Source organism: Pseudomonas sp. GW822-FHT03F04, assembly GCF_058801405.1.
This window is the reverse complement of sequence record NZ_JBXANF010000007.1, coordinates 181970-207365: the sequence shown is the minus strand read 5'-3', so window position 1 is coordinate 207365 and position 25396 is coordinate 181970. Positions and strand designations below refer to the sequence as shown.

Sequence of the window (25396 nt, the reverse complement as noted above, 5' to 3'; positions counted from 1 at the left end):
TAGAAGTGCGGTAGTGTTCCGACAATCTAACACACGGACGCCGTCCGTCCTGTTTTCCACTGGAGAAACCCGATGGCGCTAGAACGCTCCGACGTGGAAAAAATCGCTCATCTGGCCAGCCTTGGCCTTAATGATGCCGATCTTCCACAAATCACTTCGGCCCTCAACAGCATTCTCGGGCTGGTCGACGAAATGCAGGCGGTCAATACCGATGGTATCGAGCCGCTGGCCCACCCGCTGGAAGCCAGTCAGCGCCTGCGCGCCGACGTCGTGACCGAGACGAATAACCGCGAGGCCTATCAGTCCATCGCACCAGCGGTCGAAAACGGCCTGTATCTGGTTCCGAAAGTCATCGACTAAAGGGAAAGAGCCTGCAATGCATCAAATGACTCTGGCCGAGATCGCCCGCGGTCTCGCCGATAAAAAGTTTTCTTCCGAAGAGCTGACCAAAGTCCTGCTGGCGCGCATTACCCAGCTCGACCCGCAGCTCAACAGTTTCATCAGCCTCACCGAAGAGCTGGCCCTCGAGCAGGCGAAAGCCGCCGACGTGCGCCGGGCCAACGGTGAGAGCGGCGCCCTGCTTGGTGCGCCGATCGCCCACAAAGACCTGTTCTGCACCCAGGGCATCCGCACCAGCTGCGGCTCGAAGATGCTCGACAACTTCAAGGCTCCGTACGACGCCACCGTGGTTGCCAAACTGGCCGCCGCTGGCACCGTGACCCTGGGCAAGACCAACATGGACGAATTCGCCATGGGTTCGGCCAACGAGTCGAGCTGGTACGGCGCGGTGAAAAACCCGTGGAACCTGGAGCACGTACCGGGCGGCTCGTCCGGTGGTTCGGCGGCGGCCGTTGCTGCTCGTCTGTTGCCGGCGGCTACCGCGACCGACACTGGCGGCTCGATCCGTCAGCCGGCCGCGTTCACCAACCTCACCGGCCTGAAACCGACCTACGGTCGTGTTTCGCGCTGGGGCATGATCGCTTACGCCTCCAGCCTCGATCAGGGCGGCCCGTTGGCTCGCACCGCCGAAGACTGCGCGATTTTGTTGCAAGGCATGGCTGGCTTCGATCCGAACGACTCCACCAGCATCGATGAACCGGTGCCGGACTACGCCGCCGGTCTGAATGGCTCGCTGCAAGGCCTGCGCATCGGCGTGCCGAAGGAATACTTCGGTGCCGGTCTCGACCCGCGTATCGCCGAGCTGATCCAGAACAGCATCAAAGAGCTGCAGAAGCTCGGTGCCGTGATCAAGGAAATCAGCCTGCCGAACATGCAACACGCGATTCCTGCGTACTACGTGATCGCCCCGGCGGAAGCCTCTTCCAACCTGTCGCGTTTCGACGGCGTGCGCTTCGGCCACCGCTGTGCAGACCCGAAGAACCTGGAAGACCTGTACAAACGCTCCCGTGGCGAAGGCTTTGGTGCCGAAGTGCAGCGCCGGATCATGGTCGGTGCCTACGCGCTGTCCGCCGGTTACTACGACGCCTACTACCTGAAAGCGCAGAAGATCCGTCGCCTGGTGAAGAACGACTTCATGACGGCCTTTAATGAAGTCGACATCATCCTCGGCCCGACCACGCCAAACCCGGCCTGGAAACTCGGCGCCAAGAACAGCGACCCGGTCGCTGCCTATCTGGAAGACGTCTACACCATCACCGCCAACCTCGCGGGCCTGCCGGGCCTGTCGATGCCGGCCGGTTTCGTCGACGGCCTGCCGGTCGGCGTGCAACTGCTCGCTCCGTATTTCCAGGAAGGTCGCCTGTTGAACGTTGCCCACCAGTATCAGTTGAACACTGACTGGCACACCCGCACCCCAACCGGCTTCTGAGGAGACACACATGCAATGGGAAGTCGTGATCGGGCTGGAGATTCACACCCAGCTCACCACCCGGTCGAAAATCTTTTCCGGTAGTTCCACCACATTCGGTTCCGAGCCGAACACCCAGGCCAGCCTGATCGACCTGGGCATGCCCGGCGTGCTGCCGGTGCTCAACCAGGAAGCGGTGCGCATGGCGGTGATGTTCGGTCTGGCGATTGACGCCGAGATCGGTCAGCACAACGTGTTCGCCCGCAAGAACTACTTCTACCCGGATCTGCCGAAGGGCTACCAGATCAGCCAGATGGAATTGCCGATCGTCGGCAAGGGCCACCTGGACATCGCCCTGGAAGACGGCACGGTCAAACGCGTCGGCATCACTCGCGCGCACCTGGAAGAAGACGCCGGCAAGAGCCTGCACGAAGAATTCAGCGGTGCCACCGGCATCGACCTGAACCGTGCCGGCACACCGCTGCTGGAAATCGTTTCCGAGCCGGACATGCGCAGCGCCAAGGAAGCCGTGGCCTACGTCAAGGCGATCCACGCGCTGGTGCGCTACCTGGGCATCTGCGACGGCAACATGGCCGAAGGCTCGCTGCGCTGCGACTGCAACGTGTCGATCCGTCCGAAAGGCCAGGTTGAATTCGGCACGCGCTGCGAGATCAAGAACGTCAACTCGTTCCGTTTCATCGAGAAGGCGATCAACTCCGAGATCCAGCGTCAGATCGACCTGATCGAAGACGGCGGCAAAGTGATCCAGCAGACCCGTCTGTATGATCCGAACAAGGACGAAACCCGTCCGATGCGCAGCAAGGAGGAAGCCAACGACTACCGTTACTTCCCCGATCCGGACCTGCTGCCGGTGGTCATCGAGGACTCGTTCCTCAACAACGTGCGCGGCACCCTGCCGGAACTGCCACCGCAAAAACGCGAGCGCTTCCAGAGTGCGTTCGGTCTGTCGGCCTACGACGCCAACGTGCTGGCCACCAGCCGTGAGCAGGCGGACTACTTCGAGAAGGTCGCAAGCATCGGCGGCGACGCCAAACTGGCGGCGAACTGGGTGATGGTCGAGTTGGGCAGCCTGCTCAACAAGCAGAATCTGGACATCGAGGATTCGCCGGTTTCGGCCGAGCAACTGGGCGGCATGCTGCAGCGCATCAAGGACAACACCATCTCCGGCAAGATCGCCAAGGTTGTGTTCGAAGCGATGGCCAACGGTGAAGGCAGCGCGGACGAGATCATCGAGAAGCGCGGCCTGAAGCAGGTTACCGACACTGGCGCGATTTCGGCAGTGCTGGACGAAATGCTCGCGGCCAACGCCGAGCAGGTCGAGCAATACCGTGCGGCAGACGAAGCCAAGCGCGGCAAGATGTTCGGCTTCTTCGTCGGTCAGGCCATGAAAGCCTCCAAAGGCAAGGCCAACCCGCAGCAAGTGAACGAACTGCTGAAAAGCAAGCTCGAAGGCTGATGAAAATGGGGCCAGTTCCAACGCCTGGCTCCATTCCCTGTGGGAGCCGGCAGGCTGGCTCCCACATCTGTTTTCGGGAAACCTTTGAATGAAGCGTCTATTCATCAGCTGCGCCCTGCTCTCTCTGCTGGCCGGTTGCGCCAGCACCGACACCATCGACCCGCACGGTTACGACCAGACCGGCGTCGCCTCCTATTACGGAGCCAAACACCACGGTAAACGCACCGCCAGCGGCGAAGCGTTCAACCAGAATTCCCTGACCGCCGCCCATCGCCAGTTGCCCTTTGGCACCCGGGTGAAGGTCACCAACCTGAAAAACGACAAATCCTGCGTGGTGCGCATCAATGACCGCGGGCCGCACACCCGTGGGCGCATCATCGACGTTTCACGCGAAGCCGCCGAACGTCTCGGCATGATTGGCAGCGGCACGGCACGGGTTCGCGTGCAGGCCCTCGACGACTGATGGAGCGCCCGCCATTTTCGGACTGACCGATTTACCGCTGATCAACGTGATCGAACTGCTCTGTGGGCTGTTCCTGCTGATCGCCGGTGCCGAACTGATGGTGCGCGCCGCCGTGCGTCTGGCTGCGCGCCTGCATGTGCGGCCGCTGATCATCGGCCTGACCATCGTCGCCCTCGGCAGCAGTGCCCCGCAAATGGCGGTCAGCCTGCAAGCAACCCTGACGCACAACCCCGATATCGCCGTCGGCAGCGTGATCGGCAGCAGCATTTTCAACATCCTCGTGACCCTCGGCCTGTCGGCGCTGATCATTCCGCTGCGGGTTTCGCGGCAACTGGTGCGCCTGGACATCCCGCTGATGATCGGCGCCAGCCTGCTGGTGTTCGTACTGGCCTGGAATGAAGAGATCGGCCGTTTCGACGGTGTTCTGCTGCTGAGCGCGTTGGGGCTGTATCTCGGCTTGCTGCTGCGCCAGTCGCGCCACTCGGCCCGGCCGCATTCCGATCATCCTCAGACTCAGCCGGCTCCCTGGTTCACCAGCCTGCTGATGATCGTCGCCGGTCTGGCCATGCTGGTGTTTGCCGGACATTTGCTGCTGGGTGCAGCGGTCGCGGTGGCTACCGATCTCGGGTTCTCCGAGCGAGTCATCGGCCTGACCGTGGTCGCGGTCGGCACCTCGCTGCCGGAACTCGCCACTTCGTTGATCGCCGCGTTGCGTGGTCAGCGGGACATTGCCGTGGGCAACGTGATCGGCGCCAACCTGTTCAACCTGCTCGGGGTCCTCGGCATCACCGCGCTGATCGCACCAACACCACTCTCAGTGTCGCCGAATGCACTGGATTTCGACCTGCCGGTGATGCTCGGCGTCGCGGCGCTGTGCCTGCCGGTGTTCTATTCCGGCTACCGCGTGACCCGGGCCGAAGGCTTGTTGCTGCTCGGTTTGTACCTGGCGTACGGGCTGCACGTGGTGTCCTTCACCACCGGCATGCCGCTGGCCGGCAAGCTCGAACGGTTGATGCTGTTTTATGTCCTGCCGACGCTGCTGACGTTTCTGTTTATCACGTCGGTGCGCGCCTGGCGCCGCCAACACCACAAGAGGGATGTGCCATGACCGAATCGAAGAAATCCGGGGTCGAAATCCGCCGCCAGGTAATGGGCGATGCATTTGTCGACCGCGCGCTGGGCAACGCCACTGAATTCACCCAACCGTTGCAGGATTTCGTCAACGAACACGCCTGGGGCGGCGTGTGGAATCGCGAAGGTTTGCCGCTGAAAACCCGCAGCCTGATCACCCTCGCCGCGCTGACCGCGTTGAAGTGCCCGCAGGAGTTGAAGGGTCACGTGCGCGGTGCGTTGAACAATGGCTGCACGGTCGATGAGATCCGTGAAGCGCTGCTGCATTGCGCGGTGTATGCCGGCGTGCCGGCGGCGATCGATGCGTTTCGTGCGGCGCAGGAAGTGATCGACAGTTACCAGAAGCCTGAGTAACCGCCAGTTCTCAGATCCACCCGCCCCACTGCAAGAAGAAGATCCCGACGTTGGTGGTGATCGCCGCCATCAACGTGGTCAACACGATGATCGCCGCCGCCAGTTCATGATTGCCCTGGGCTGCACGGGCCATGACAAAACTCGCGGCCGCCGTCGGGCTGCCGAAGTACAGAAACAGAATCCCCAGCTCCGCCCCACGAAAGCCCCACAGCCACGCCCCCAACGTCGCGAGCACCGGCAGGCCGATCATCTTCACCAGACTGGAACTCAGCGCCAGGCTGCCGCTCTTGCGCAACGCCGCCAGCGACAGTGTGCCGCCAATGCAGATCAGCGCCAGCGGCAGCGTGGTTTGCGCCAGGTACTGACCCGACGTTTCCAGCCATCCCGGCAATCCGATCTTGAACCAGGCAAATGGCGCCGCCGCGATCACGCTGATGATCAGCGGATTGCTGATGACGCTTTTGCAGATACTCCACGGATCGGACTTGATCACCGGGCTGTAGACCGCCAGCACAATGGTCGACAGCGTGTTGTAGAAGAGGATCACCAGCGCCGCGAGAATCGCCCCGAGGGAAATCCCGTAGTCGCCGTACATGCTCGCCGCCAGCGCCAGACCGATCACCCCGTTGTTGCCGCGAAACGCACCTTGGGTGTAGATGCCGCGATCCTCACGCGGGCAACGGAAAATCGCCCAGCCCCAGGCCAAGGCAAAACTGGCCAGCGTGGCGAGGGCGAAATAGATCAGCAGCGCCGGTTGCAGCGCGGCGTGCAGGTCGGCGTGCAGGATGCCGAGAAACAGCAGCGCCGGCATGGTGACGTTGAACACCAGCGACGACGCCGTGTGGATGAAGTTGTCGTTGATCCAGTCGATGCGCTTGAGCAACACCCCCAGAAACAGCATGGCAAACACCGGCGCGGTGATGTTCAGGGTTTCGAGGAAGATTGCCAGCATGCCGGGGAGCCTTGGAGGTGAGCGTCGTTAGGGGGCTAATGATAAGCCACTTTCACCCCGATCGTTCCCACGCAGCGCGTGGGAACGATCAACCATCAAGTAATCGGCGCCGGATTGAACAACGTAATGTCGTTATGCAGTTTGTGCTTTTCAGCCCACGTCTGCTGCTTGCCGCTCGCCACATCCAGATAGTAGTGGAACAACTCCCAACCCAACTCCTCGATGGTCGCGCGCCCGGTGGCAATGCGCCCGGCATCAATGTCGATCAGATCCGGCCAACGCTGCGCCAGTTCGGTACGAGTCGAAACCTTCACCACCGGCGCCATGGCCAGACCATAAGGCGTACCGCGCCCGGTGGTGAACACATGCAGGTTCATCCCCGCCGCCAGTTGCAACGTGCCGCAGACAAAATCACTTGCCGGGGTCGCACAGAAAATCAAACCCTTCTGCTTGAAGCGCTCCCCAGGGCCAAGTACGCCGTTGATCGCGCTGCTGCCGGACTTGACGATCGAGCCCAAGGACTTCTCGACAATGTTCGACAACCCGCCCTTCTTGTTACCCGGCGTGGTGTTGGCGCTGCGATCCGCCTCGCCCTTGGCCAGGTAACGGTCGTACCAGTCCATTTCGCGCACCAGTTCCTCGGCAACGGTTTTGGTCTGGGCCCGTGAGGTCAGCAGGTAAATCGCGTCGCGCACTTCGGTGACTTCGGAAAACATCACCGTCGCCCCCGCCCGCAGCAGCAAATCCGAGGCATAACCCAGCGCCGGGTTGGCGGTGATCCCGGAAAACGCATCACTGCCACCGCACTGCATGCCGAGGATCAGCTCGGACGCCGGCACGGTTTCCCGGCGGCGCTGGTCGAGTTTCTTCAGGCGAACTTCGGCCAGTTCCATGATCTGCTCAATCATTTCGGTGAAGCCGTGACTGGAATCCTGCAAGCGATACAGCCACGGCTCGCTCAGGTCGACCGACGCGTCGTCCTCGTGCATCACCTGCCCGGCCTGCAATTTCTCGCAACCCAGACTGATCACCAGCGCCTCGCCACCGAGGTTCGGATTGCGTGCCAGATTGCGCACGGTACGAATCGGGATGTAGGCGTCGGTAGCCGTGATGGCCACGCCGCAACCGTAACTGTGGGTCAGCGCCACCACGTCATCGACGTGCGGGTACTTCGGCAACAGCTCATCCTTGATCCGCTTTACCGCGTGATCCAGCACCCCGGTGACGCATTGCACGGTGGTGGTGATCCCGAGGATGTTGCGCGTGCCGACGGTGCCGTCGGCGTTGCGATAACCCTCGAAGGTGTAACCCTCCAGCGGTGCCTGCGCGGCCGGCACCTCAGTGGACAGCGGCAGGCTGTCCAGCGGTGGCGCGGTCGGCATGCGCAGTTGATCTTCCTTGACCCAACTGCCACGGGGAATCGGCTGCAACGCATAGCCGATGATCTGGCCGTAACGAATCACCTGACCGCCCTCGGGAATGTCCTCGAGGGAGACCTTGTGGCTCTGCGGCACAAAATCCACCGTCACCAGGCCATCGGCGAATGCGGTGCCGGCCGGAACGCCCTGATCGTTGACCACGACCACTACGTTGTCCCGCTCGTGCAGGCGGATGTAGCGCGGCGAGTCGGAATGTTCAATCAACTGCATGACGCCGCTCCTCAGGAATGCGCTTGAGACAATTTACCGGTGGCTTCGGAACCGCCATTGGCTGGCGGCTCTTTGAGAACCACACGTTTGATCGGGCCGACGATCACCAGGTAGCTGAACACCGCCACCAGTGCGTTGGCGCCAACGAACACCAGTGCCCATTTGAACGAACCGGTGGAACTGATGATGTAGCCGATGACGATCGGCGTAGTGATCGACGCGATGTTGCCGAAAGTGTTGAACAGGCCCCCGCTCAGACCGGCGATCTGTTTCGGCGAAGTGTCGGAGACCACCGCCCAGCCCAGCGCACCCACACCTTTGCCGAAGAAGGCCAGGGCCATGAAACCGACCACCATCCATTCCACTTCAACATAGTTGCACGCGACGATGCTGCTGGAGACCAGCAGGCCGGCAATGATCGGCGCCTTGCGGGCGAAGGTCAGCGAATGGCCTTTGCGCAGCAGGTAATCGGAAATCACCCCGCCGAGGACGCCACCGATAAAGCCGCAGATCGCTGGCAACGAGGCGATGAAACCCGCCTTGAGAATGGTCATGCCACGCTCTTGCACCAGATACACCGGGAACCAGGTCAGGAAGAAATAGGTGATGCCGTTGATGCAGTACTGGCCCAGGTAAACACCGAGCATCATGCGGTTGGTCAGCAACTGACGGATGTAGTCCCATTTCGGGCCGTCAGCCTTTTTGCCTTGCTTCTGGTCCATGTCGACCATGCCGCCGTTGTCGGCAATGAACTTCACTTCCGCTTCGTTGGCCATCGGGTGCTGGCGCGGGCTGTGGATAACCTTCAGCCAGATCAGCGAGAACACGATGCCGAACAGGCCCATGACGATGAACACGTGCTCCCAGCCGAAGGTGTAGACGATCCAGCCCATCAGCGGCGCGAACAGCACAGTGGCGAAGTACTGCGCCGAGTTGAAGATCGCCGAAGCCGTACCGCGTTCAGCAGTCGGGAACCAGGCCGCCACGATACGCGCGTTGCCGGGGAACGATGGCGCCTCGGCCAGCCCCACCAGAAAGCGCAGCATGAACAGCGCGACGATGGCCGTGGACATGCCGAACTCACCGACGAAGCCTTGCAGCACGGTGAACAGCGACCAGGTGAAGATGCTCAGGGCATAGACTTTTTTCGAGCCGAAGCGATCGAGCAGCCAGCCACCGGGAATTTGCCCGGCCACGTAGGCCCAACCGAATGCAGAGAAGATGTAGCCGAGGGTGACCGCGTCGATGCCGAGGTCTTTTTGCAAACTGGAACCGGCGATCGCGATGGTGGCGCGGTCGGCGTAGTTGATCGTGGTCACCAGGAACAGCATGAGCAGAATCAAATAGCGGACGTGAGTCGGCTTGGACGATTGCATGTAGATGTACTCCCACTGATTATTTTTATGCGGGTAAAACATTCTTTGGTCTTGTGCCGCGCAGGGCCTTGGCAATAACCCTGCGCGGGTGCAGCGACTTACGAACCGATGTAGGCGGTTTTCACCACGGTGTAGAACTCTTGCGCATAGCGGCCTTGCTCACGTGAGCCATAGGATGAACCCTTACGGCCCCCGAACGGAACGTGATAATCGACACCGGCGGTCGGCAGGTTGACCATCACCATCCCGGCCTGGGAATGACGCTTGAAGTGGTTGGCGTACTTCAGCGACGTGGTGGCGATACCCGCCGACAGACCGAATTCGGTGTCGTTGGCCATGGCCAGCGCGGCGTCGTAGTCGGCGACGCGGACGATGTTGGCCACCGGGCCGAAGATTTCTTCGCGGCTGATGCGCATCGACGCTTCGCTATCGGCAAATAGGGTCGGCGCGAGGAAGTAGCCCTCGGTGTCACAGGTCACCAGACCGCCACCGCTGACCACGCGCGCGCCTTCGGACTGGCCGATGTCGATGTATTTCAGGTCCTGCTCAAGCTGCGCCTGGGAGACCACCGGACCAATGTCGGTGCCGGCCTTCAACGCGTGACCGACCTTGATCGACTTCATGCGCTCGGCCATGGCTTCAACGAACTTGTCGTGAATCCCGGCAGTGACAATCAAGCGGCTAGACGCCGTGCAACGCTGGCCGGTGGAGTAGAACGCGCTCTGCACCGACAACTCGACAGCCTGCTTAAGGTCGGCGTCGTCGAGAATGATCTGCGGGTTCTTGCCGCCCATCTCCAGCTGAACCTTGGCCTGGCGCGACACGCAGCTGACCGCGATCTGACGACCGACGCCGACAGAGCCGGTGAAGCTGATGCCGTCGACTTTCGGGCTGTTGACCAGCGCTTCACCCACTACGCGTCCGCTGCCCATCACCAGGTTGAACACGCCAGCCGGGAAGCCTGCGCGGGAGATGATTTCGGCCAGCGCCCAGGCGCAACCCGGCACCAGATCCGCAGGCTTCAACACCACGCAGTTGCCGTAGGCCAAGGCCGGGGCGATTTTCCACGACGGGATGGCAATCGGGAAATTCCACGGGGTGATCAGGCCGACCACGCCGAGGGCTTCGCGGGTGACTTCGACGTTGACGCCCGGGCGCACCGACGGCACGTAATCGCCAGACAGACGCAGGCATTCACCGGCGAAGAACTTGAAGATGTTGCCGGCGCGGGTCACTTCGCCAACGGCTTCCGGCAGGGTCTTGCCCTCCTCCCGGGCCAGCAGGGTGCCGAGTTCTTCGCGACGGGCGAGGATTTCAGTACCGACCTTGTCCAGCGAGTCGTGGCGAGCCTGAATGCCTGAGGTCGACCACGCCGGGAACGCAGCACGAGCGGCGTCGATGGCGGCGTTGACCTGAGCCAGATCGGCCTTGGCGTAGTCGCCGATGGTGTCGCTCAGCTCGGACGGGTTGATGTTGACCGAGTAATCGTTACCGGCGATCCACTCACCGTTGATGTAGTTGTCATAGCGCTTGGTCACGAATCATTCTCCTGACGCAAAAGGCCGCTGATTGCTCAGCGGCCTTGATTAGAGGGTTGGGTTACTGCGCACCTTGCTTGTCGATCAGCGCGGCGAGCATTTCGTACTCTTCGCGGGTCAGGTCGGTCAGCGGCGCCCGCACCGGGCCTGCGTCATAGCCGGCGATCTTGGCGCCTGCCTTGACGATGCTCACGGCGTAACCAGCCTTGCGGTTGCGGATGTCCAGGTACGGCAGGAAGAAGTCGTCGATGATTTTGCCGACGGTGGCGTGATCTTCGCGGGCAATCGCGTGGTAGAAATCCATCGCGGTTTTCGGGATGAAGTTGAACACCGCCGACGAGTAGACCGGCACGCCCAGGGCCTTGTAGGCAGCGGCATAGACTTCGGCGGTCGGCAGACCACCGAGGTAGCTGAAGCGATCGCCCAGGCGACGACGGATCGACACCATCAGCTCGATATCACCCAGACCGTCCTTGTAACCGATCAGGTTCGGGCAGCGCTCGGCCAGACGTTCCAGCAGCGGCGCGGTCAGGCGGCAGACGTTGCGGTTGTAAACCACCACACCGATGTTCACCGATTTGCACACCGCTTCAACGTGGGCGGCAACGCCGTCCTGGCTGGCTTCGGTCAGGTAATGCGGCAGCAACAACAGACCTTTGGCACCCAGACGTTCGGCTTCCTGAGCGTATTCGATGGCCTGGCGGGTCGAACCGCCGACGCCGGCAAGGATCGGCACGCTGGTGGCGCAGGTGTCGACGGCAGTCTTGATGATTTCCGAGTATTCGCGGGCAGCCAGGGAGAAGAACTCACCAGTGCCACCGGCGGCGAACAGGGCCGAAGCACCGTACGGGGCCAGCCATTCCAGGCGTTTGATGTAGCCCGCGCGGTTGAAATCGCCTTGGGCATTGAAATCGGTGACCGGGAACGACAGCAGGCCGGCGGAGAGGATGGACTTCAGTTCTTGTGGATTCATTATTCGAACACCCTGGTAGCAACGTTTTTTGTGAGTGGACCGTTCAGCCTTCGCCGAAGTTGTAGGTCATCGTACAACTTAAAAGATAACCGTCAACTGCATTTCATCGCAGGGAGGTATTTTTTGTCGGACAGGATTTCTTTTTGACGTAGGCGTTTTCTCGACTAGGCTCAATTTAACTGTATATACATACAGCTAAATAAGAATCCACCGACGACATATCAAGGAGAAAGAAATGTCCGGTCTACAAACAAAATGCCTTGAAAAACCCACACCGATCATCGCCCGTTTCGATGATCTTTTTACCCCCGACGGCATCGCCTTCAGTGCTGAAAATCCGCATCTGTTGCTGCACATTGCTGACTCGCACAGCGACGTCGACCCCGTCCCCGCCCTGCCCGGCAAGGCCATGAAAGCTCGGCCGCCACTGCGCTTCGAAGGCGCGGAACACACGGCGATCGGCGATAACACCCGGCTGCGCTTCGTTGAAAATGCCGAGCCGGTGCTCGCGCAAAACGTGCCACTGCATCTACCGAACGGGTTGGCGCTGACCTACGGCCAGGTGCTGGCGCTGGGCGGAGATTTCTACGGAGTCGTCGACCGGCCGATCAACGAAGGCGCCACCCCGGCAGATCGGCTTCAGCGCTTTTCGGCGGCGTTTGACACCCTCGCCGCCCTACCGGCCTCCAAGGCCGAAGCGCCACAGATTCTCGCGATCATGCAAAAAGAGATCGACGCCGTTAAACAGGCGATCAAGGACGGCAAGCAACCCCACGAAGCCTACGACGCACTGGGAGATACGTTGTCGGAAGAGTGGAACAAAATCACCGGCGGCGGCAGTTTCGTCTCGGCGCTGTTCCCGCTCGGTCGCTACCTGAAACTGGCGGCGAACAATGCCGACCATTTCGGCGAATGGGCCCGCCAGGCCTACATCGCCGGGCACACCGCCGCCCTGCAAACCGCAGCAGCCGCCCACGCCAGTCAGGACGAGCTGCAACTGGAACGGGCCTACGCGATGAACGCGTTCGCCGATCACTACCTCACGGACCTGTTCTCCTCCGGGCATTTGCGAGTGCCCCGCAAGGCCATGGCCGCCGCAGTGACACCGAGCGATCTGGGCTCTCTGATCACCCGGTTCATGCACGACGAAGACAGCAAATTCGGCCTCAAGGTACGCAACGCCCGGGGCGAGCAATGGCGGGCATTCGGCGACAAGCGCTACTTCGAGGCGACCGACGCTGACAATCGCAATCAGGTGAATCACGCGGTGCAGGATTCGGCGGACGAAGTGTATGCCGCCTATTCCAGCGGCAATGTGCCGACCACCTTCAACGCGCTGCAACGGTTGCCGGACCTGACTTTCGTGATGAGTCTGACGAACAATTTCTCGCCACTGTTCCGCCTTCAGGGCAACAAAGTCCTGCGGCGCAAGGACGTGAACAACCTCAACGACACCGCCACCGTCGACGACTGGTGGGGCTGGAGCACTTACCTGCTGCTCAAGGACTATCACCCAACCGGCAACACGAATTAAGGAGCGATTCGATGACGATCAAATTGAAAGTGGAACTGGCTTCCGGCCAATCGTTGAAAGGTGCGCCGCTGCAATTGCTGCACGACGGCGTCGCCATCGCCCGGGCGTCGGTGGATGCCCAGGGCCAGGCGACATTCGATGTCCGGCCCGGCCCGGGCAAACTGGCGATCAGGGTCGATCGTTCGATTCTGCCCCGGAGCTGAAATGCCCGGACAAGATTGCCCCGGCGCGCCTCACCGATTCGCCGGGTAAAGTGCGACGACTGCCGCGAAGGATCGCGGCAGATCTTTCAAGGAGAACGAATCATGACGTTTGCCGCTGCACACCTTCCGCAATTCCCCGATCACGCCAGCGATTCGATCATCCTGCGGCTGTCTGCCCTGGATGACGACCTGATCATCCGCGTCCCCGATGGACAGGACACACCGCCGAACTGGGATGTATACCCGATCCTCGGTGATGATCCGGAAGAGCCTGAATGGCAGGGGTTGTCGGAACCGACCGGCGTCTGGGATGACGCCCTCGACGACATGGTCGGCCTGACCGGGATCGAACTGAGCATCCCAAGATTCGAGCTGGAAAAGTACCTGAACAGCACCGTCGAACTGCGTTACAAGTTTGCCGATGAGTCCAGCCTGGAACCGTGTTCGGAGCCGCTGAAGCTCTACGTCGAAGCCTGATTCCTCAACCCTGCGCCTGCGCCTCTTCATGCGCCTGACGCAGCCGTTCGCGGCTGTTGGTCAGGTGCAGGCGCATGGCCGCGCGGGCGGCATCGGAATCCTGGCGGGCGATGGCCTCGTAGATTTCCTCGTGCTCGCGGCTCAGGCGATTCATGTAGTGCTGCTGATCGTCATGGGCCAGGCGCGCGGAGTTCAGCCGTGTGCGCGGAATGATGCTGGTGCCCAGGTGAGTCATGATGTCGGTGAAATAGCGGTTGCCGGTGGACAGCGCGATTTGCAGGTGGAACTGGAAGTCCGACGCCACTGCATCGCTGGCATGGGCGACGCTTTCGTTCAGCGCGTCAAGGGCGGCGCGCATGGCGGCCAGTTGTTCGGTGCTGCGACGTTGTGCGGCAAGACCTGCGGACTCTACTTCGAGGCTGATACGGAATTCGAGAATCGCCAGCACATCACGCAAGGTGACCACGGTCGCCGGGTCGATCCGGAAACCGCTCGGGCTCGGTGTGTCGAGCACGAAGGTACCGATACCGTGACGGGTTTCGACCTGCCCTGCAGCCTGCAGTCGGGAAATCGCCTCGCGCACCACAGTACGGCTGACACCATTGGCTTCCATGATCGCCGACTCGGTGGGCAACTTGTCGCCACGCTTGAGCAGACCGTCGCGGATCTGCTCGGTCAGCACCGTCACCAGTTCCTGTGCCAGGCTGCGGCGCTTGCGAGGGAGGCGCGGGGTGTCGATCGGGTTTTCCATGGTCTGCGTTTATCTCGAAAATTCGGCTAGAGGGGCATCATAGCCCAAGGGAGTTGTACGATCACCGTTCTCTGTGGGAGCAGGCTCCCACAGATTCAGTACACATCAAGCCGTGACGGTCTGCTCGACCAGATGCCCGCTGTCGATCCGTACATGCCGTGGATGGAAGCGCTTGAGGCTGCTGCGATGGCCGACGCTGACGATGCTCAGGCCCGGCAACTGATCAATCAGCGCCTGATACAGCGTGGCCTCGTCTTCTTCATCCATCGCCGACGTCGCTTCGTCCATGTACAGCCAGTGCGGTGCGTAGAGCAGCGCACGAGCAAAGGCCAGACGCTGCTGTTCACCCGGCGAGAGCATGCGCTGCCAGTGATTGGCTTCGTCCAGTCGTGCCACCAGATGCGGCAGACGGCAGGTTTCCAGCACTTGTGCATAACGCTCTGGCGAGTAGGTGTCACCCGGTTGTGGATAACTCAAGGCTTCACGCAGGGTGCCGATCGGCAGATACGGTTTTTGCGGCAGGAACAGATAACGCGATGCCGGCAGACGGATGCTGCCGTGGCCCGCCGGCCACAAATGCCCCATCGCCCGCAGCAGTGTCGACTTGCCGCTGCCGGAGCGGCCGCTGAGCATCACTCGATCACCCGCCTCCACGGTCATGTCGGCGCTGGTCAGCAGGTGACGACCGTCAGCCAGGTCCAGCCCAAGGTTGTGTACCTTCAGTTCATCACCGTGATTCTGTACATCGATGGCCGGTGCCCGGTCTTCGTTGTCGCTCATGGCCTGACGGAAGCTCAGCAGACGATCGGAGGTGGCCTTCCATGCCGCCAGCGACGTATAGGCGTCGATGAACCAGCTGAAATTCTCCTGCACGTTGCCGAATGCCGAGTTGATCTGCATCAGCTCACCCAGTTCGATCTTGCCGGACAGGTAACGGGGTGCCGCGACGATGAAGGGGAAAATGATTGCGATCTGGCCGTAACCCGAGGTGAAGAACGTCAGGCGCTTGGACACGCGCATGATGTCCCAGAAGTTTTGCCAGACCAGCCCGAAGCGACTGCTCAAGCGACGGTTTTCATTCGGCTCACCGTTGTACAGCGCAATGCTCTCGGCGTTCTCGCGAACCCGTACCATGGAAAAACGCAGGTCGGCTTCGAAGCGTTGTTGTTGGTTGTTCAGGCCGATCAAGCGACGGCCGATCAGGTGCGTCAACCAACTGCCAACCCCTGCATACAGCAGCGCACACCAGAACATGTAGCCGGGAATCTCGATGCCGAACACTTCGATACTGCCGGACACGCCCCACAGAATGATCGAGAACGACACCAGACTGACCACGGTGCGGATCAATCCCAGCCCCAGGCCAAGCGTAGTGGTGGTAAAGGTGTTGAGGTCTTCGGAAATACGTTGGTCAGGGTTATCGGTGTAGCCGCCCTGCTCCAGCTGGTAGTAATTCTTGTGCCCGAGCCAGCGCTTGAAATGGTTTTCGGTGAGCCACGCCCGCCAGCGGATGGTCAGCATCTGCGTCAGGTACTGGCGATACACCGAGCCGAGAATCGCCACGGCCGCAATGCCGCAGAAATACAGGATCAACTGCCAGAACGCCGCCTCGTCCTTCTTTTGCAGGGCGTTGTAGAAATCCTTGTACCAACTGTTGAGCCACACCGAGATGCCGACGCTGAACAGCGACAGCGCGATCACGGCGATCAGCAACGTCCAGGCCTTGCCCTTCTCTTCGCTGCGCCAGTACGGCGTGGTCATGGCCCACACCTTGCGAAAAAACTGCCCGCGCACAGCATCGTTGACCGCGGAATATTCAGCGTTCTGATTCATGGATAAGGCTCGATAAAGAAAAGAACAGACACGCACCGATCATAGTTGATCGGTGCGCTTTATCGCGAGGGCTGGCGATGGCCGTTCAGCGCAGGTTCAGCGACGAACCGGGCGCTTCTGCAGTTTGCGCTGCAGGGTGCGGCGGTGCATGCCCAGGGCGCGGGCAGTGGCGGAGATGTTGCCTTCGTGTTCGGTCAACACGCGCTGAATGTGTTCCCATTGCAGACGATCCACCGACATCGGGTTTTCCGGCACCAGGCTGTCGAGGTCGGCGTGCTCGGACAGCAGCGCCGCCAGCACGTCGTCGGCGTCGGCCGGTTTGCACAGGTAATTGCAGGCGCCGCGCTTGATCGCTTCGACCGCCGTGGCAATGCTCGAGTAACCGGTGAGGATCACCACGCGCATTTCCGGGTCCAGCTCCAGCAGCTTCGGCAGCAGGACCAGACCGGAGTCGCCGTCCATTTTCAGGTCCAGCGCGGCATAGTCCGGCAGATCGGCCTGGGCGATGGTCAGGCCTTCCTCGGCGGAACCGGCGGTGCTGACGCGGAAACCACGGCGAGCCATGGCGCGGGCCATCACCCGGGTGAAGGTCGCGTCGTCATCGACCAACAGCAAATGCGGCAGTTCTTCGCCTTCGACTTGGATTTCGTCACTCATGTTGCTCTCCTCGGGCGCCGTGGGGCAGGCGCAGCTCGGTGAGCGTGCCGCCTTCCTCATGACTATAGAGTTTCACTGAGCCGCCGGCGCGTGTCACGCTGGCCTTGCTCAAAAACAGGCCCAGGCCGAAACCTTTGCCCTTGGTGGTAAAAAACGGTTTGCCGATCTGCTCGGCGATGGCCAGCGGTACACCGGCGCCATGATCGCGGATGCTGATGGTCAGGTCTTCAGCGGTCCAGTCCAGGGTCACCTGAAGGTTTTCCGGGCAGGCATCGGCGGCGTTGTTCAGCAGATTCAACAAGGCCTGGGTCAGATCCGGCGGCGGTGCTACACGCGGCAACGTGCCCTGGCCCAGGCGCTGGAAGCGGTAACTGGCCTCGGGACGCATCAGGTGCCAGCGATTGAGCGCTTCGTCGAGCCACTCGGTGACGTCCTGCATCTCCACCGCCATCCGGCGATTGGCTTCGGCGGCGCGCACCAGTTGCTGCAGGGTCTCCTTGCAGAGCTTCACCTGATCCTTCAGCACCTTCAGGTCTTCCTGAAGCATCGGGTCGTGATGATCCTGCTGCATTTCGTTAAGCAATACGCTCATGGTCGCCAGCGGTGTGCCCAGTTCATGGGCGGCGCCAGCGGCCTGAGTCGCCACGGCCAGCAATTGCTGATCGCGCAGCCCTTCTTCACGGCGGATCGCCCGTAATTCTTCCTGCCGGCGCAGCTCTTCGGCCATCCGCGCGGCGAAGAAGGTGATCACCGCTGCCGCCAGCGCGAAGCTCAGCCACATGCCGTAGATCTGCAGGTTCTCCCGGGCCACTGGCAGGGTTTCCAGCGGATAGAAATGCGTCAGCATCAGCGTGTACAAGGCCAGCGCAATGCCGGACAGCACCACCGAATAACGCCACGGCAGCGTCACCGCGGCAATGGTCAGCGGCACCAGATAATACGAAACGAACGGGTTGGTCGAACCACCGGAGAAATACAGCAAGGCACTGTGGATAAACAGATCGCAGGCCAGTTGCAGCGCATATTCGAGCTCGGTAACCGGCCACGAGGTGCGCAGGCGCACGGCGGTGAACACACAGAGCAGAATCGAACAGCCGAGGGTCATCACCAGTTGCACCCACGGCAACGGCAACAAATCCAGCCAGTAGGCCAGGCCCACGGAACCGGCCTGCGCGGCGAGCACCAGCGTGCGGATGAAAGTCAGCCGCCAGAGGTTCTGGCGAGTGGCGGAAGTCAGTTGTACGGGGGCGAGCATGAGCTCTCCTGATGAGCGCTCCAGGCGGATCGCACGGAGTATAACCAAGCCGCGCGCCCGAGAGGCGAAAGTGCGGCAAACGACCACATGGCAAAAAGCTTCGCGGCGGCTATAAGGCCCATCTGTATAGAAGTTGTAACTGGGCGAACCGGATCATAAAAGCTACAGTCTGATGGTTTCACGCAGGCCCCCGAACCATCACCTGCGCCCTCATCAAGGAGCTTTCATGCACACATTTCGCCGCAGCGCCGCCCTTCTCGCCCTGACCGTCGGCAGCGTCGCCAGCCTTCCGGCCCTGGCCGCCGATGAGCTGCACTACAACCAGATTTCCCTGCGCGCCGAAGTCAGCCAGGAAGTGGCCCGCGACCTGATGATCGTGACCCTCTACACCGAAGAGCAAAACACTGACCCGGCCAAACTCGCCGCCGACGTCAGCACCACCATGAACAAGGCCCTGGCCCAGGCCAAGCAAGTCAAAGACATCACCCTGCGCCAGGGCAGCCGCAACAGCTACCCGATCTACGACACCAAGGGCCAGAAAATCACCGGCTGGCGCGAGCGCGCCGAACTGCGCCTGGAAAGCGCCGACTTCGCCGCCCTGTCCAAACTCACCGGCGAACTGCTGACCGACCTGAAAATGGGCGGCATGGACTTCGCCATCGCCGACCCGACCCGCAAGGCCAGCGAAGACAAACTGCTGAAAGAAGCCGTCACCGCCTTCAAGGCCCGCGCCCAACTGGCGACCGACGCCCTGGGCGGCAAGGGCTACAAAATCGTCAACCTGAACCTCAACAGCAACGGCTTCCCACAACCGTACATGCGCGCCCCGATGATGATGAAAGCCGCCGGCATGGACGCAGCACCGGTCACACCTGAAGTCGAAGCCGGCACCAGCCAGGTCAGCCTGACGGCCGATGGCTCGATTGAAGTGCTGATGCAGTGATTGAATGACGGCTGAATGAAAAACCGGCGATCAGTGATGATCGCCGGTTTTTTTATGCATCGGATTTGGGTTGCCGCCATCGCTGGCAAAACGGATCGCCGCTGCAGTCCCAAAAGTTTTGATAGACGCCCCCTGCGGCGCAGCCGCCCCACTCAACAGGATGAGCGTTAGCTCGGCTGCAGCTCTTGATCTTTTGGCGACGTCGGAAGGCTGAGTGGAGGGATTTATCCGGGGGTGGGAGCGCAGCGACCGTTTGGCGAAGCCAAACACATCGAGAGGAGGTGCAGCGAAGCAAACCGTAGGCGATGCCCCCCGGATGAATCCCGGAGCGAAGGAACCCCGAGCCTCAGCGAGCGGGCCGAACGTAGGAGCAAGCGTTTTTGGTTACTTTTTAGGCGTTTGTAAAAAGTGACCCGCCGTAAGGGCGGAACCCTAAGTGGCCGTTACCGCAACAACGGATATGTACCCAACCACCCCAGATATACCGAACTAGACACCTCACCTAGAAAAACGATATTTCCGCGCCCCCCCACCACCCAGCTAACCTCCCCCGCCACAATCACCTCCAACCCCCGGGGCAGACATGCAAAGACTCACCCTAAAACCACTACTGATAACCCTCGCCCTGGCAACTACCGCCCCCTTCGCCAACGCAGCAACAACCTTGGTCTACTGCTCCGAAGCCAGCCCCGCCGGCTTCGACCCCAGCCAGTACACCAGCGGCACCGACTTCGACGCCTCCGCCGAAACCCTCTTCAACCGCCTCACCCAGTTCAAACGCGGCGGTACCGAAGTCGAACCCGGCCTGGCGACCAACTGGGACGTAAGCCCGGACGGCCTCCAATACACCTTCCACCTGCGCCAAAACGTAAAATTCCACACCACCGACTACTTCACCCCGACCCGCACCTTCAACGCCGACGACGTCCTGTTCACCTTCCAGCGCCTGCTCGACCCGGACAACGACTTTCGCAAGGCCTACCCCGCCGAGTCCCCGTATTTCACCGACATGGACCTGAACACCACGATCAAATCCGTGGAAAAACTCGACGAAAACACCGTGCGCTTCAACCTGAACAACATCGACGCCGCGTTCGTGCAAAACCTCGCCATGAGCTTTGCCTCGGTGCAATCGGCCGAATACGCCGCCCAACTGCTGAAGGAAGGCCACGCCGCCGACCTCAACCAGAAACCGGTCGGCACCGGCCCGTTTGTGTTCAAGCGTTATCAGAAGGACTCGCAGATCCGCTACGCGGCGAACAAGGACTACTGGAAACCCGAGGACGTGAAAATCGACAACCTGGTGTTCTCGATCACCCCGGACGCCGCCGTGCGTCTGCAGAAGCTCAAGACCGGTGAATGCCAGGTCAGCGGCTACCCGCGCCCGGCCGATATCGAAGTGATGGAAAAAGACCCGAACCTGCGCGTGTTGAAGCAGGCCGGTTTCAACCTCGGTTTCCTTGCCTACAACACCACTCACCCGCCGTTGGACCAATTAAAGGTGCGTCAGGCCCTGGACATGGCCATCGACAAACCAGCGATCATCAAGGCGGTTTACCAGAGTGCCGGGCAGCTCGCACAAAACGCCTTGCCGCCCGCGCAATGGTCCTATGACCCGAATATCAAGGACGCGCCGTACGATCCCGTGAAAGCAAAGGCGCTACTCAAGGAAGCCGGGGTTGCGCCGGGTACAACCATCAACCTCTGGGCGATGACAGTGCAGCGCGCGTCCAACCCGAATGCGCGGATGTCGGCACAGATGATCCAGCAGGATTGGGAGAAGATCGGCATCAAGGCCAACATCGTCAGCTATGAATGGGGCGAGTACATCAAGCGCGCCAAGAATGGTGAACACGACGCGATGATCTATGGTTGGACAGGTGACAACGGCGACCCGGACAACTGGCTGGGCGTGCTTTACAGCTGCGCGGCAGTGAAAGGCAGCAACTACGCCAAGTGGTGCGATCCGGCCTACGACAAACTGGTGCAGCAGGCCAAGGTGTCCACCGATAAATCGCAACGGGTAAAACTGTATCAACAGGCGCAACTGATCCTTAAACAGCAGGTGCCGATCACGCCGATCGCCAACTCCACGGTGTTCCAGCCGCTGCGCAAGGAAGTCACCGACTTCAAGATCAGCCCGTTCGGTCTAACCCCCTTCTATGGCGTGGGTATAAATAAGTAACACCGAGCCCCAAGGCGGCGCGCAAATCGTGACCAATGCACCGTTTTGGGGCTTCATTTGCACCGTAAAAACCGACCGCAAACGGTCAAATGCGTCAGAAGTTATACAGATGCGACATTAAGGTACGTTCGTGCCACCGTTTGATGCCGCCGGGCGCTCTGGATCTTGCATTGGGTATGGGCCCTGCATAAGTATCCGCAGGCACGACTCACGAGGTCGTACCTCAATATTAAAAAATGACAACAAATCATGAGGCCAACATGCTTAAACACGCGGTCATTCCGTTTTTAGTCGGCGCAGGCTTGTTAGCCTCCGCACCTTTCGCTTCCGCTGCGACTAACCTGGTGTTCTGCTCCGAAGGCAGCCCGGCCGGTTTCGACCCAGGCCAATACACCACCGGAACCGACTTCGACGCCTCAGCCGAAACCATGTTCAACCGTCTGACCCAGTTCGAGCGTGGCGGCACCGCCGTGATTCCTGGGCTGGCGACCAGCTGGGACATTTCGACCGATGGCCTGACTTACACCTTCCACCTGCGTGAAGGCGTCAAGTTCCACACCACCTCGTATTTCAAGCCGACTCGTGAGTTCAACGCCGACGACGTACTGTTCACCTTCAATCGCATGATTAACAAGGATGACCCGTTCCGTAAGGCGTACCCGACCGAATTCCCGTACTTCACCGACATGGGGATGGATACCAACATCACCAAGATCGATAAAGTCGACGACCACACCGTCAAGTTCACTCTGAAAGAAGTCGACGCCGCGTTCATCCAGAACATGGCCATGAGCTTCGCGTCGGTTCAGTCCGCCGAGTACGCAGCCCAGCTGCTGAAAGAAGGCAAGGCTGCCGACATCAACCAGAAGCCGATCGGCACTGGTCCGTTCGTGTTCAAGAGCTACCAGAAAGATTCCAACATCCGTTACACCGGCAACAAGGACTACTGGAAGCCTGATGACGTGAAGATCGACAACCTGATCTTCGCCATCACCACCGACCCGTCGGTACGTATCCAGAAGCTGAAGAAGAACGAGTGCCAGGTCACCCTGTTCCCTCGTCCGGCTGACCTCAAGGCACTGAAAGAAGACCCGGCGCTGAAGATGCCTGACCAGGCTGGTTTCAACCTGGGCTACATCGCCTACAACGTGATGGACAAGGTCAAGGGCAGCAACGAAGCCAACCCGCTGGCCGACCTGCGCGTTCGCCAGGCGCTGGACATGGCCGTCAACAAGCCACAGATCATCGACTCGGTTTACCAGGGCGCGGGCCAACTGGCCGTCAACGCCATGCCACCGACCCAGTGGTCCTACGACACCACCATCAAGGACGCCAAGTACGATCCTGAGAAAGCCAAGCAGCTGCTCAAGGAAGCCGGCGTCAAGGAAGGTACCGAGATCGTCCTGTGGGCGATGCCGGTTCAGCGTCCGTACAACCCGAACGCCAAACTGATGGCCGAAATGCTCCAGTCCGACTGGAAGAAGATCGGTCTGAACGTGAAGATCACCAGCTACGAGTGGGGCGAGTACATCAAGCGCTCCAAAGGTGGCGAGAACCAGGCCATGATCATTGGCTGGAGCGGTGACAATGGTGATCCGGACAACTGGCTCAACGTGTTGTTTGGTTGCGACTCCCTGAGTGGCAACAACTTCTCCAAATGGTGCGACAAGAAATTCGACGGCCTCGTGAAAGAAGCCAAGCGCACCACTGACCAGGCCAAGCGCACCGAACTCTACAAAGAGGCGCAACACGTCCTCAAAGATGCAGTCCCTATGACACCTATCGCTCACTCGACGGTGTATCAACCCATGCGCGCCAACGTGCAGGACTTCAAGATCAGCCCATTCGGCTTGAACTCCTTCTACGGCGTCAGCATCAAGTAAAAAACCGGCGGCGACGTTTTCAGCGTCGCCGCTGTTTTTTTCTGCCGAATAGTCAGGAATTTGCCTACATCCATTTCCACTTGGTCTTACCAGGTTGGTTTAGGACGTGTCGCCTTTTCCTACGAGTCTTTAGGACTCAGCGCATTTACTGCCAGACCTGCGGCCCCTACCGTCAGGTTCTGACCAGTGACTGCGTGGGCTATCGGTTTGCTGTGGGTTTGAGCTCAATGCCGCCACAACTTCCCTGGAAGGGATCGCGGCGCATTGAAAAACACTGAGAAAAGAGGGAGCGTCATGCGCCACACCTTGGTTTTTTCCGCATTGCTGGGCGCCGGCCTGTTGGCCGCCACGTCCGCGAGTTTTGCCGCCAGCGACAGTCTGGTGTTCTGCTCCGAAGGCAGCCCGGCCGGTTTCGATACCGCGCAGTACACGACCGCGACCGATAACGACGCCGCCGAGCCGCTGTACAACCGCCTGGCCGAGTTCGAAAAAGGCGCGACCAATGTCGTACCGGGCCTGGCAACGAGCTGGGATATTTCCGAGGATGGCCTCAAGTACACCTTTCACCTGCGTGAAGGGGTGAAATTCCATACAACGGCGTACTTCAAACCTACCCGTGATTTCAACGCCGACGACGTGCTGTTCACGTTTAACCGCATGCTCGATCCGCAACAGCCATTCCGTAAGGCTTATCCTACCGAGTTCCCGTATTTCAACGGGATGAGCCTGAACAAGAACATCGCCAAGGTCGAGAAGACCGGGCCGCTGACCGTGCAGTTCACGCTCAACAGCGTCGACGCCGCGTTCATCCAGAACATCGCCATGAGCTTCGCCGCCATTCTGTCTGCCGAATACGCCGACAAACTGTTGGCCGAAGGCAAGCCGAGCGACATCAACCAGAAGCCGATCGGCACTGGCCCGTTCGTGTTCAAGAGCTATCAGAAAGACTCGAACATCCGCTACACCGGCAACCCGCATTACTGGGATCAGAGCCGGGTGAAGCTGAAGAACCTGATTTTCGCGATCAACACCGACGCTTCGGTCCGCGTGCAGAAGCTCAAGGCTGGCGAGTGCCAGGTCACTCTGCATCCGCGCCCGGCCGATGTGCCGGCACTGAAGAACGACCCGAAACTGCAACTGATCGAAAAGCCGGGCTTCAACCTTGGCTACATCGCCTACAACGTGCGCCACAAACCGTTCGACCAGCTCGAAGTGCGTCAGGCGCTGGACATGGCGGTGAATAAACAAGGGATTCTCAACGCTGTTTACCAGGGTGCCGGTCAACTGGCGGTCAACGCCATGCCGCCGACCCAATGGTCCTACGACACCACGATCAAGGACGCCGCCTATAACCCGGAAAAAGCCAAGGAGTTGCTCAAGGCTGCCGGCGTCAAGGAAGGCACCGAGATCACCCTGTGGGCCATGCCGGTGCAACGTCCATACAACCCGAACGCCAAACTGATGGCCGAAATGCTCCAGGCTGACTGGGCCAAGATCGGTCTGAAAGTGAAGATCGTCAGCTACGAATGGGGCGAATACATCAAACGCACCAAGAATGGCGAACACGACATCAGCCTGATCGGCTGGACCGGTGACAACGGGGACCCGGACAACTGGCTCGGCACGCTGTACAGCTGCGACGCCATTGGCGGCAACAACTACTCCATGTGGTGCGACCCGGCTTACGACAAGCTGATCAAAGAGGCCAAGGTCGTCACCGACCGCGACCAGCGCACCGTGCTCTACAAGCAGGCCCAGCAGTTGCTCAAGCAGCAAGTGCCGATCACGCCTGTCGCCCACTCGACGGTCAACCAGCCGTTAAGCGCCAGGATCGAAGGATTCAAGGTCAGCCCCTTCGGTCGCAACGTGTTTTCGGGTGTCAGCATCGATTAAACAAAAAACCGACTAGCCGCAACGCTGAGGAGTCCGTCTACCTCCTCACGCAAGCGCTTTGC

General features: G+C 60.5%; 22 protein-coding genes. 13 read left to right on the top strand and 9 right to left on the bottom strand.

Annotation, left to right across the window (positions count from 1 at the left end; all coding sequences use genetic code 11):
* The first annotated feature begins 72 nt into the window (after positions 1-72).
* The 6 genes from gatC (at position 73) to AC1RMX_RS18145 (ending at position 5232) form a co-directional block, all read left to right on the top strand.
* Positions 73-360 carry an Asp-tRNA(Asn)/Glu-tRNA(Gln) amidotransferase subunit GatC gene (gene gatC, locus AC1RMX_RS18170; RefSeq protein WP_096818932.1) on the top strand — a complete coding sequence of 96 codons (288 nt, stop codon included), beginning with the start codon at positions 73-75 and terminating at the stop codon, positions 358-360.
* A gap of 16 nt (positions 361-376) precedes the next feature.
* A complete protein-coding gene (gene gatA, locus AC1RMX_RS18165; RefSeq protein WP_096818931.1) occupies positions 377-1828 on the top strand; it encodes an Asp-tRNA(Asn)/Glu-tRNA(Gln) amidotransferase subunit GatA in 1452 nt (483 codons plus the stop codon).
* Positions 1829-1838: 10 nt separating this feature from the next.
* Positions 1839-3284: an Asp-tRNA(Asn)/Glu-tRNA(Gln) amidotransferase subunit GatB gene (gatB, locus tag AC1RMX_RS18160; RefSeq protein ID WP_096818929.1), complete on the top strand. Its 1446-nt coding sequence runs from the start codon at positions 1839-1841 to the stop codon at positions 3282-3284.
* Positions 3285-3372: 88 nt separating this feature from the next.
* On the top strand, positions 3373-3747 hold the full coding sequence (locus AC1RMX_RS18155) for a septal ring lytic transglycosylase RlpA family protein (RefSeq protein ID WP_102619432.1): 375 nt from the start codon (positions 3373-3375) through the stop codon (positions 3745-3747).
* A gap of 46 nt (positions 3748-3793) precedes the next feature.
* The gene (locus AC1RMX_RS18150) at positions 3794-4855 is read left to right on the top strand and encodes a calcium/sodium antiporter (protein ID WP_096818926.1); all 1062 of its coding nucleotides are present in this window, start codon (positions 3794-3796) and stop codon (positions 4853-4855) included.
* A complete protein-coding gene (locus AC1RMX_RS18145; protein ID WP_085685699.1) occupies positions 4852-5232 on the top strand; it encodes a carboxymuconolactone decarboxylase family protein in 381 nt (126 codons plus the stop codon). Before AC1RMX_RS18150 ends, AC1RMX_RS18145 begins: the two co-directional genes overlap by 4 nt.
* A gap of 10 nt (positions 5233-5242) precedes the next feature.
* Here the strand turns inward: AC1RMX_RS18145 and AC1RMX_RS18140 are convergent, their stop codons facing one another.
* From AC1RMX_RS18140 to kdgD, 5 genes are all read right to left on the bottom strand, one after another.
* On the bottom strand, positions 5243-6184 hold the full coding sequence (locus tag AC1RMX_RS18140; RefSeq protein ID WP_096818922.1) for an AEC family transporter: 942 nt from the start codon (positions 6182-6184) through the stop codon (positions 5243-5245).
* Positions 6185-6279: 95 nt separating this feature from the next.
* Positions 6280-7833, bottom strand: coding sequence for a galactarate dehydratase (gene garD / locus AC1RMX_RS18135; protein ID WP_493072672.1), 1554 nt, complete (start codon positions 7831-7833; stop codon positions 6280-6282).
* 11 nt (positions 7834-7844) lie between these two features.
* Positions 7845-9209 carry an MFS transporter gene (locus AC1RMX_RS18130; protein WP_102619615.1) on the bottom strand — a complete coding sequence of 455 codons (1365 nt, stop codon included), beginning with the start codon at positions 9207-9209 and terminating at the stop codon, positions 7845-7847.
* 98 nt (positions 9210-9307) lie between these two features.
* Positions 9308-10747, bottom strand: a complete 1440-nt coding sequence (locus tag AC1RMX_RS18125) for an aldehyde dehydrogenase family protein (RefSeq protein ID WP_493072671.1) — start codon at positions 10745-10747, stop codon at positions 9308-9310.
* Between the two features lie 61 nt (positions 10748-10808).
* Positions 10809-11720: a 5-dehydro-4-deoxyglucarate dehydratase gene (kdgD, locus tag AC1RMX_RS18120; RefSeq protein WP_493072670.1), complete on the bottom strand. Its 912-nt coding sequence runs from the start codon at positions 11718-11720 to the stop codon at positions 10809-10811.
* Positions 11721-11955: 235 nt separating this feature from the next.
* Here kdgD and AC1RMX_RS18115 point away from each other — a divergent pair, with 235 nt between their 5' ends.
* From AC1RMX_RS18115 to AC1RMX_RS18105, 3 genes are all read left to right on the top strand, one after another.
* The gene (locus tag AC1RMX_RS18115; protein WP_493072669.1) at positions 11956-13254 is read left to right on the top strand and encodes a phospholipase; all 1299 of its coding nucleotides are present in this window, start codon (positions 11956-11958) and stop codon (positions 13252-13254) included.
* Positions 13255-13265: 11 nt separating this feature from the next.
* Positions 13266-13457, top strand: a complete 192-nt coding sequence (locus AC1RMX_RS18110; RefSeq protein ID WP_493072668.1) for a hypothetical protein — start codon at positions 13266-13268, stop codon at positions 13455-13457.
* Positions 13458-13559: 102 nt separating this feature from the next.
* Positions 13560-13934: a hypothetical protein gene (locus tag AC1RMX_RS18105; RefSeq protein WP_493072667.1), complete on the top strand. Its 375-nt coding sequence runs from the start codon at positions 13560-13562 to the stop codon at positions 13932-13934.
* Between the two features lie 4 nt (positions 13935-13938).
* Here AC1RMX_RS18105 and AC1RMX_RS18100 read toward each other — a convergent pair whose 3' ends face one another.
* The 4 genes from AC1RMX_RS18100 to AC1RMX_RS18085 all read right to left on the bottom strand — a co-directional run bounded on the left by AC1RMX_RS18100 (position 13939) and on the right by AC1RMX_RS18085 (position 18430).
* The gene (locus tag AC1RMX_RS18100) at positions 13939-14685 is read right to left on the bottom strand and encodes a FadR/GntR family transcriptional regulator (RefSeq protein ID WP_096818913.1); all 747 of its coding nucleotides are present in this window, start codon (positions 14683-14685) and stop codon (positions 13939-13941) included.
* A gap of 105 nt (positions 14686-14790) precedes the next feature.
* Complete coding sequence (locus tag AC1RMX_RS18095) at positions 14791-16518, bottom strand: ABC transporter ATP-binding protein/permease (protein ID WP_493072666.1); 1728 nt, start codon at positions 16516-16518, stop codon at positions 14791-14793.
* A gap of 96 nt (positions 16519-16614) precedes the next feature.
* Positions 16615-17175: a response regulator transcription factor gene (locus AC1RMX_RS18090; RefSeq protein WP_003221630.1), complete on the bottom strand. Its 561-nt coding sequence runs from the start codon at positions 17173-17175 to the stop codon at positions 16615-16617.
* The gene (locus tag AC1RMX_RS18085) at positions 17168-18430 is read right to left on the bottom strand and encodes an ATP-binding protein (protein WP_096818909.1); all 1263 of its coding nucleotides are present in this window, start codon (positions 18428-18430) and stop codon (positions 17168-17170) included. The genes AC1RMX_RS18090 and AC1RMX_RS18085 overlap by 8 nt, the downstream gene beginning before the upstream one ends.
* Before the next feature lie 226 nt (positions 18431-18656).
* On the opposite strand from AC1RMX_RS18085, the gene AC1RMX_RS18080 reads away from it, so the two are divergent.
* The 4 genes from AC1RMX_RS18080 to AC1RMX_RS18065 all read left to right on the top strand — a co-directional run bounded on the left by AC1RMX_RS18080 (position 18657) and on the right by AC1RMX_RS18065 (position 25334).
* Positions 18657-19373 carry an SIMPL domain-containing protein gene (locus AC1RMX_RS18080; protein WP_096818907.1) on the top strand — a complete coding sequence of 239 codons (717 nt, stop codon included), beginning with the start codon at positions 18657-18659 and terminating at the stop codon, positions 19371-19373.
* A gap of 583 nt (positions 19374-19956) precedes the next feature.
* Complete coding sequence (locus AC1RMX_RS18075) at positions 19957-21558, top strand: ABC transporter substrate-binding protein (RefSeq protein ID WP_102619424.1); 1602 nt, start codon at positions 19957-19959, stop codon at positions 21556-21558.
* 260 nt (positions 21559-21818) lie between these two features.
* Entirely contained in the window at positions 21819-23441 is a 1623-nt protein-coding gene (locus tag AC1RMX_RS18070; RefSeq protein WP_102619423.1) for an ABC transporter substrate-binding protein, read from the top strand.
* Positions 23442-23735: 294 nt separating this feature from the next.
* A complete protein-coding gene (locus AC1RMX_RS18065; RefSeq protein WP_096818901.1) occupies positions 23736-25334 on the top strand; it encodes an ABC transporter substrate-binding protein in 1599 nt (532 codons plus the stop codon).
* Positions 25335-25396 lie beyond the last annotated feature (62 nt).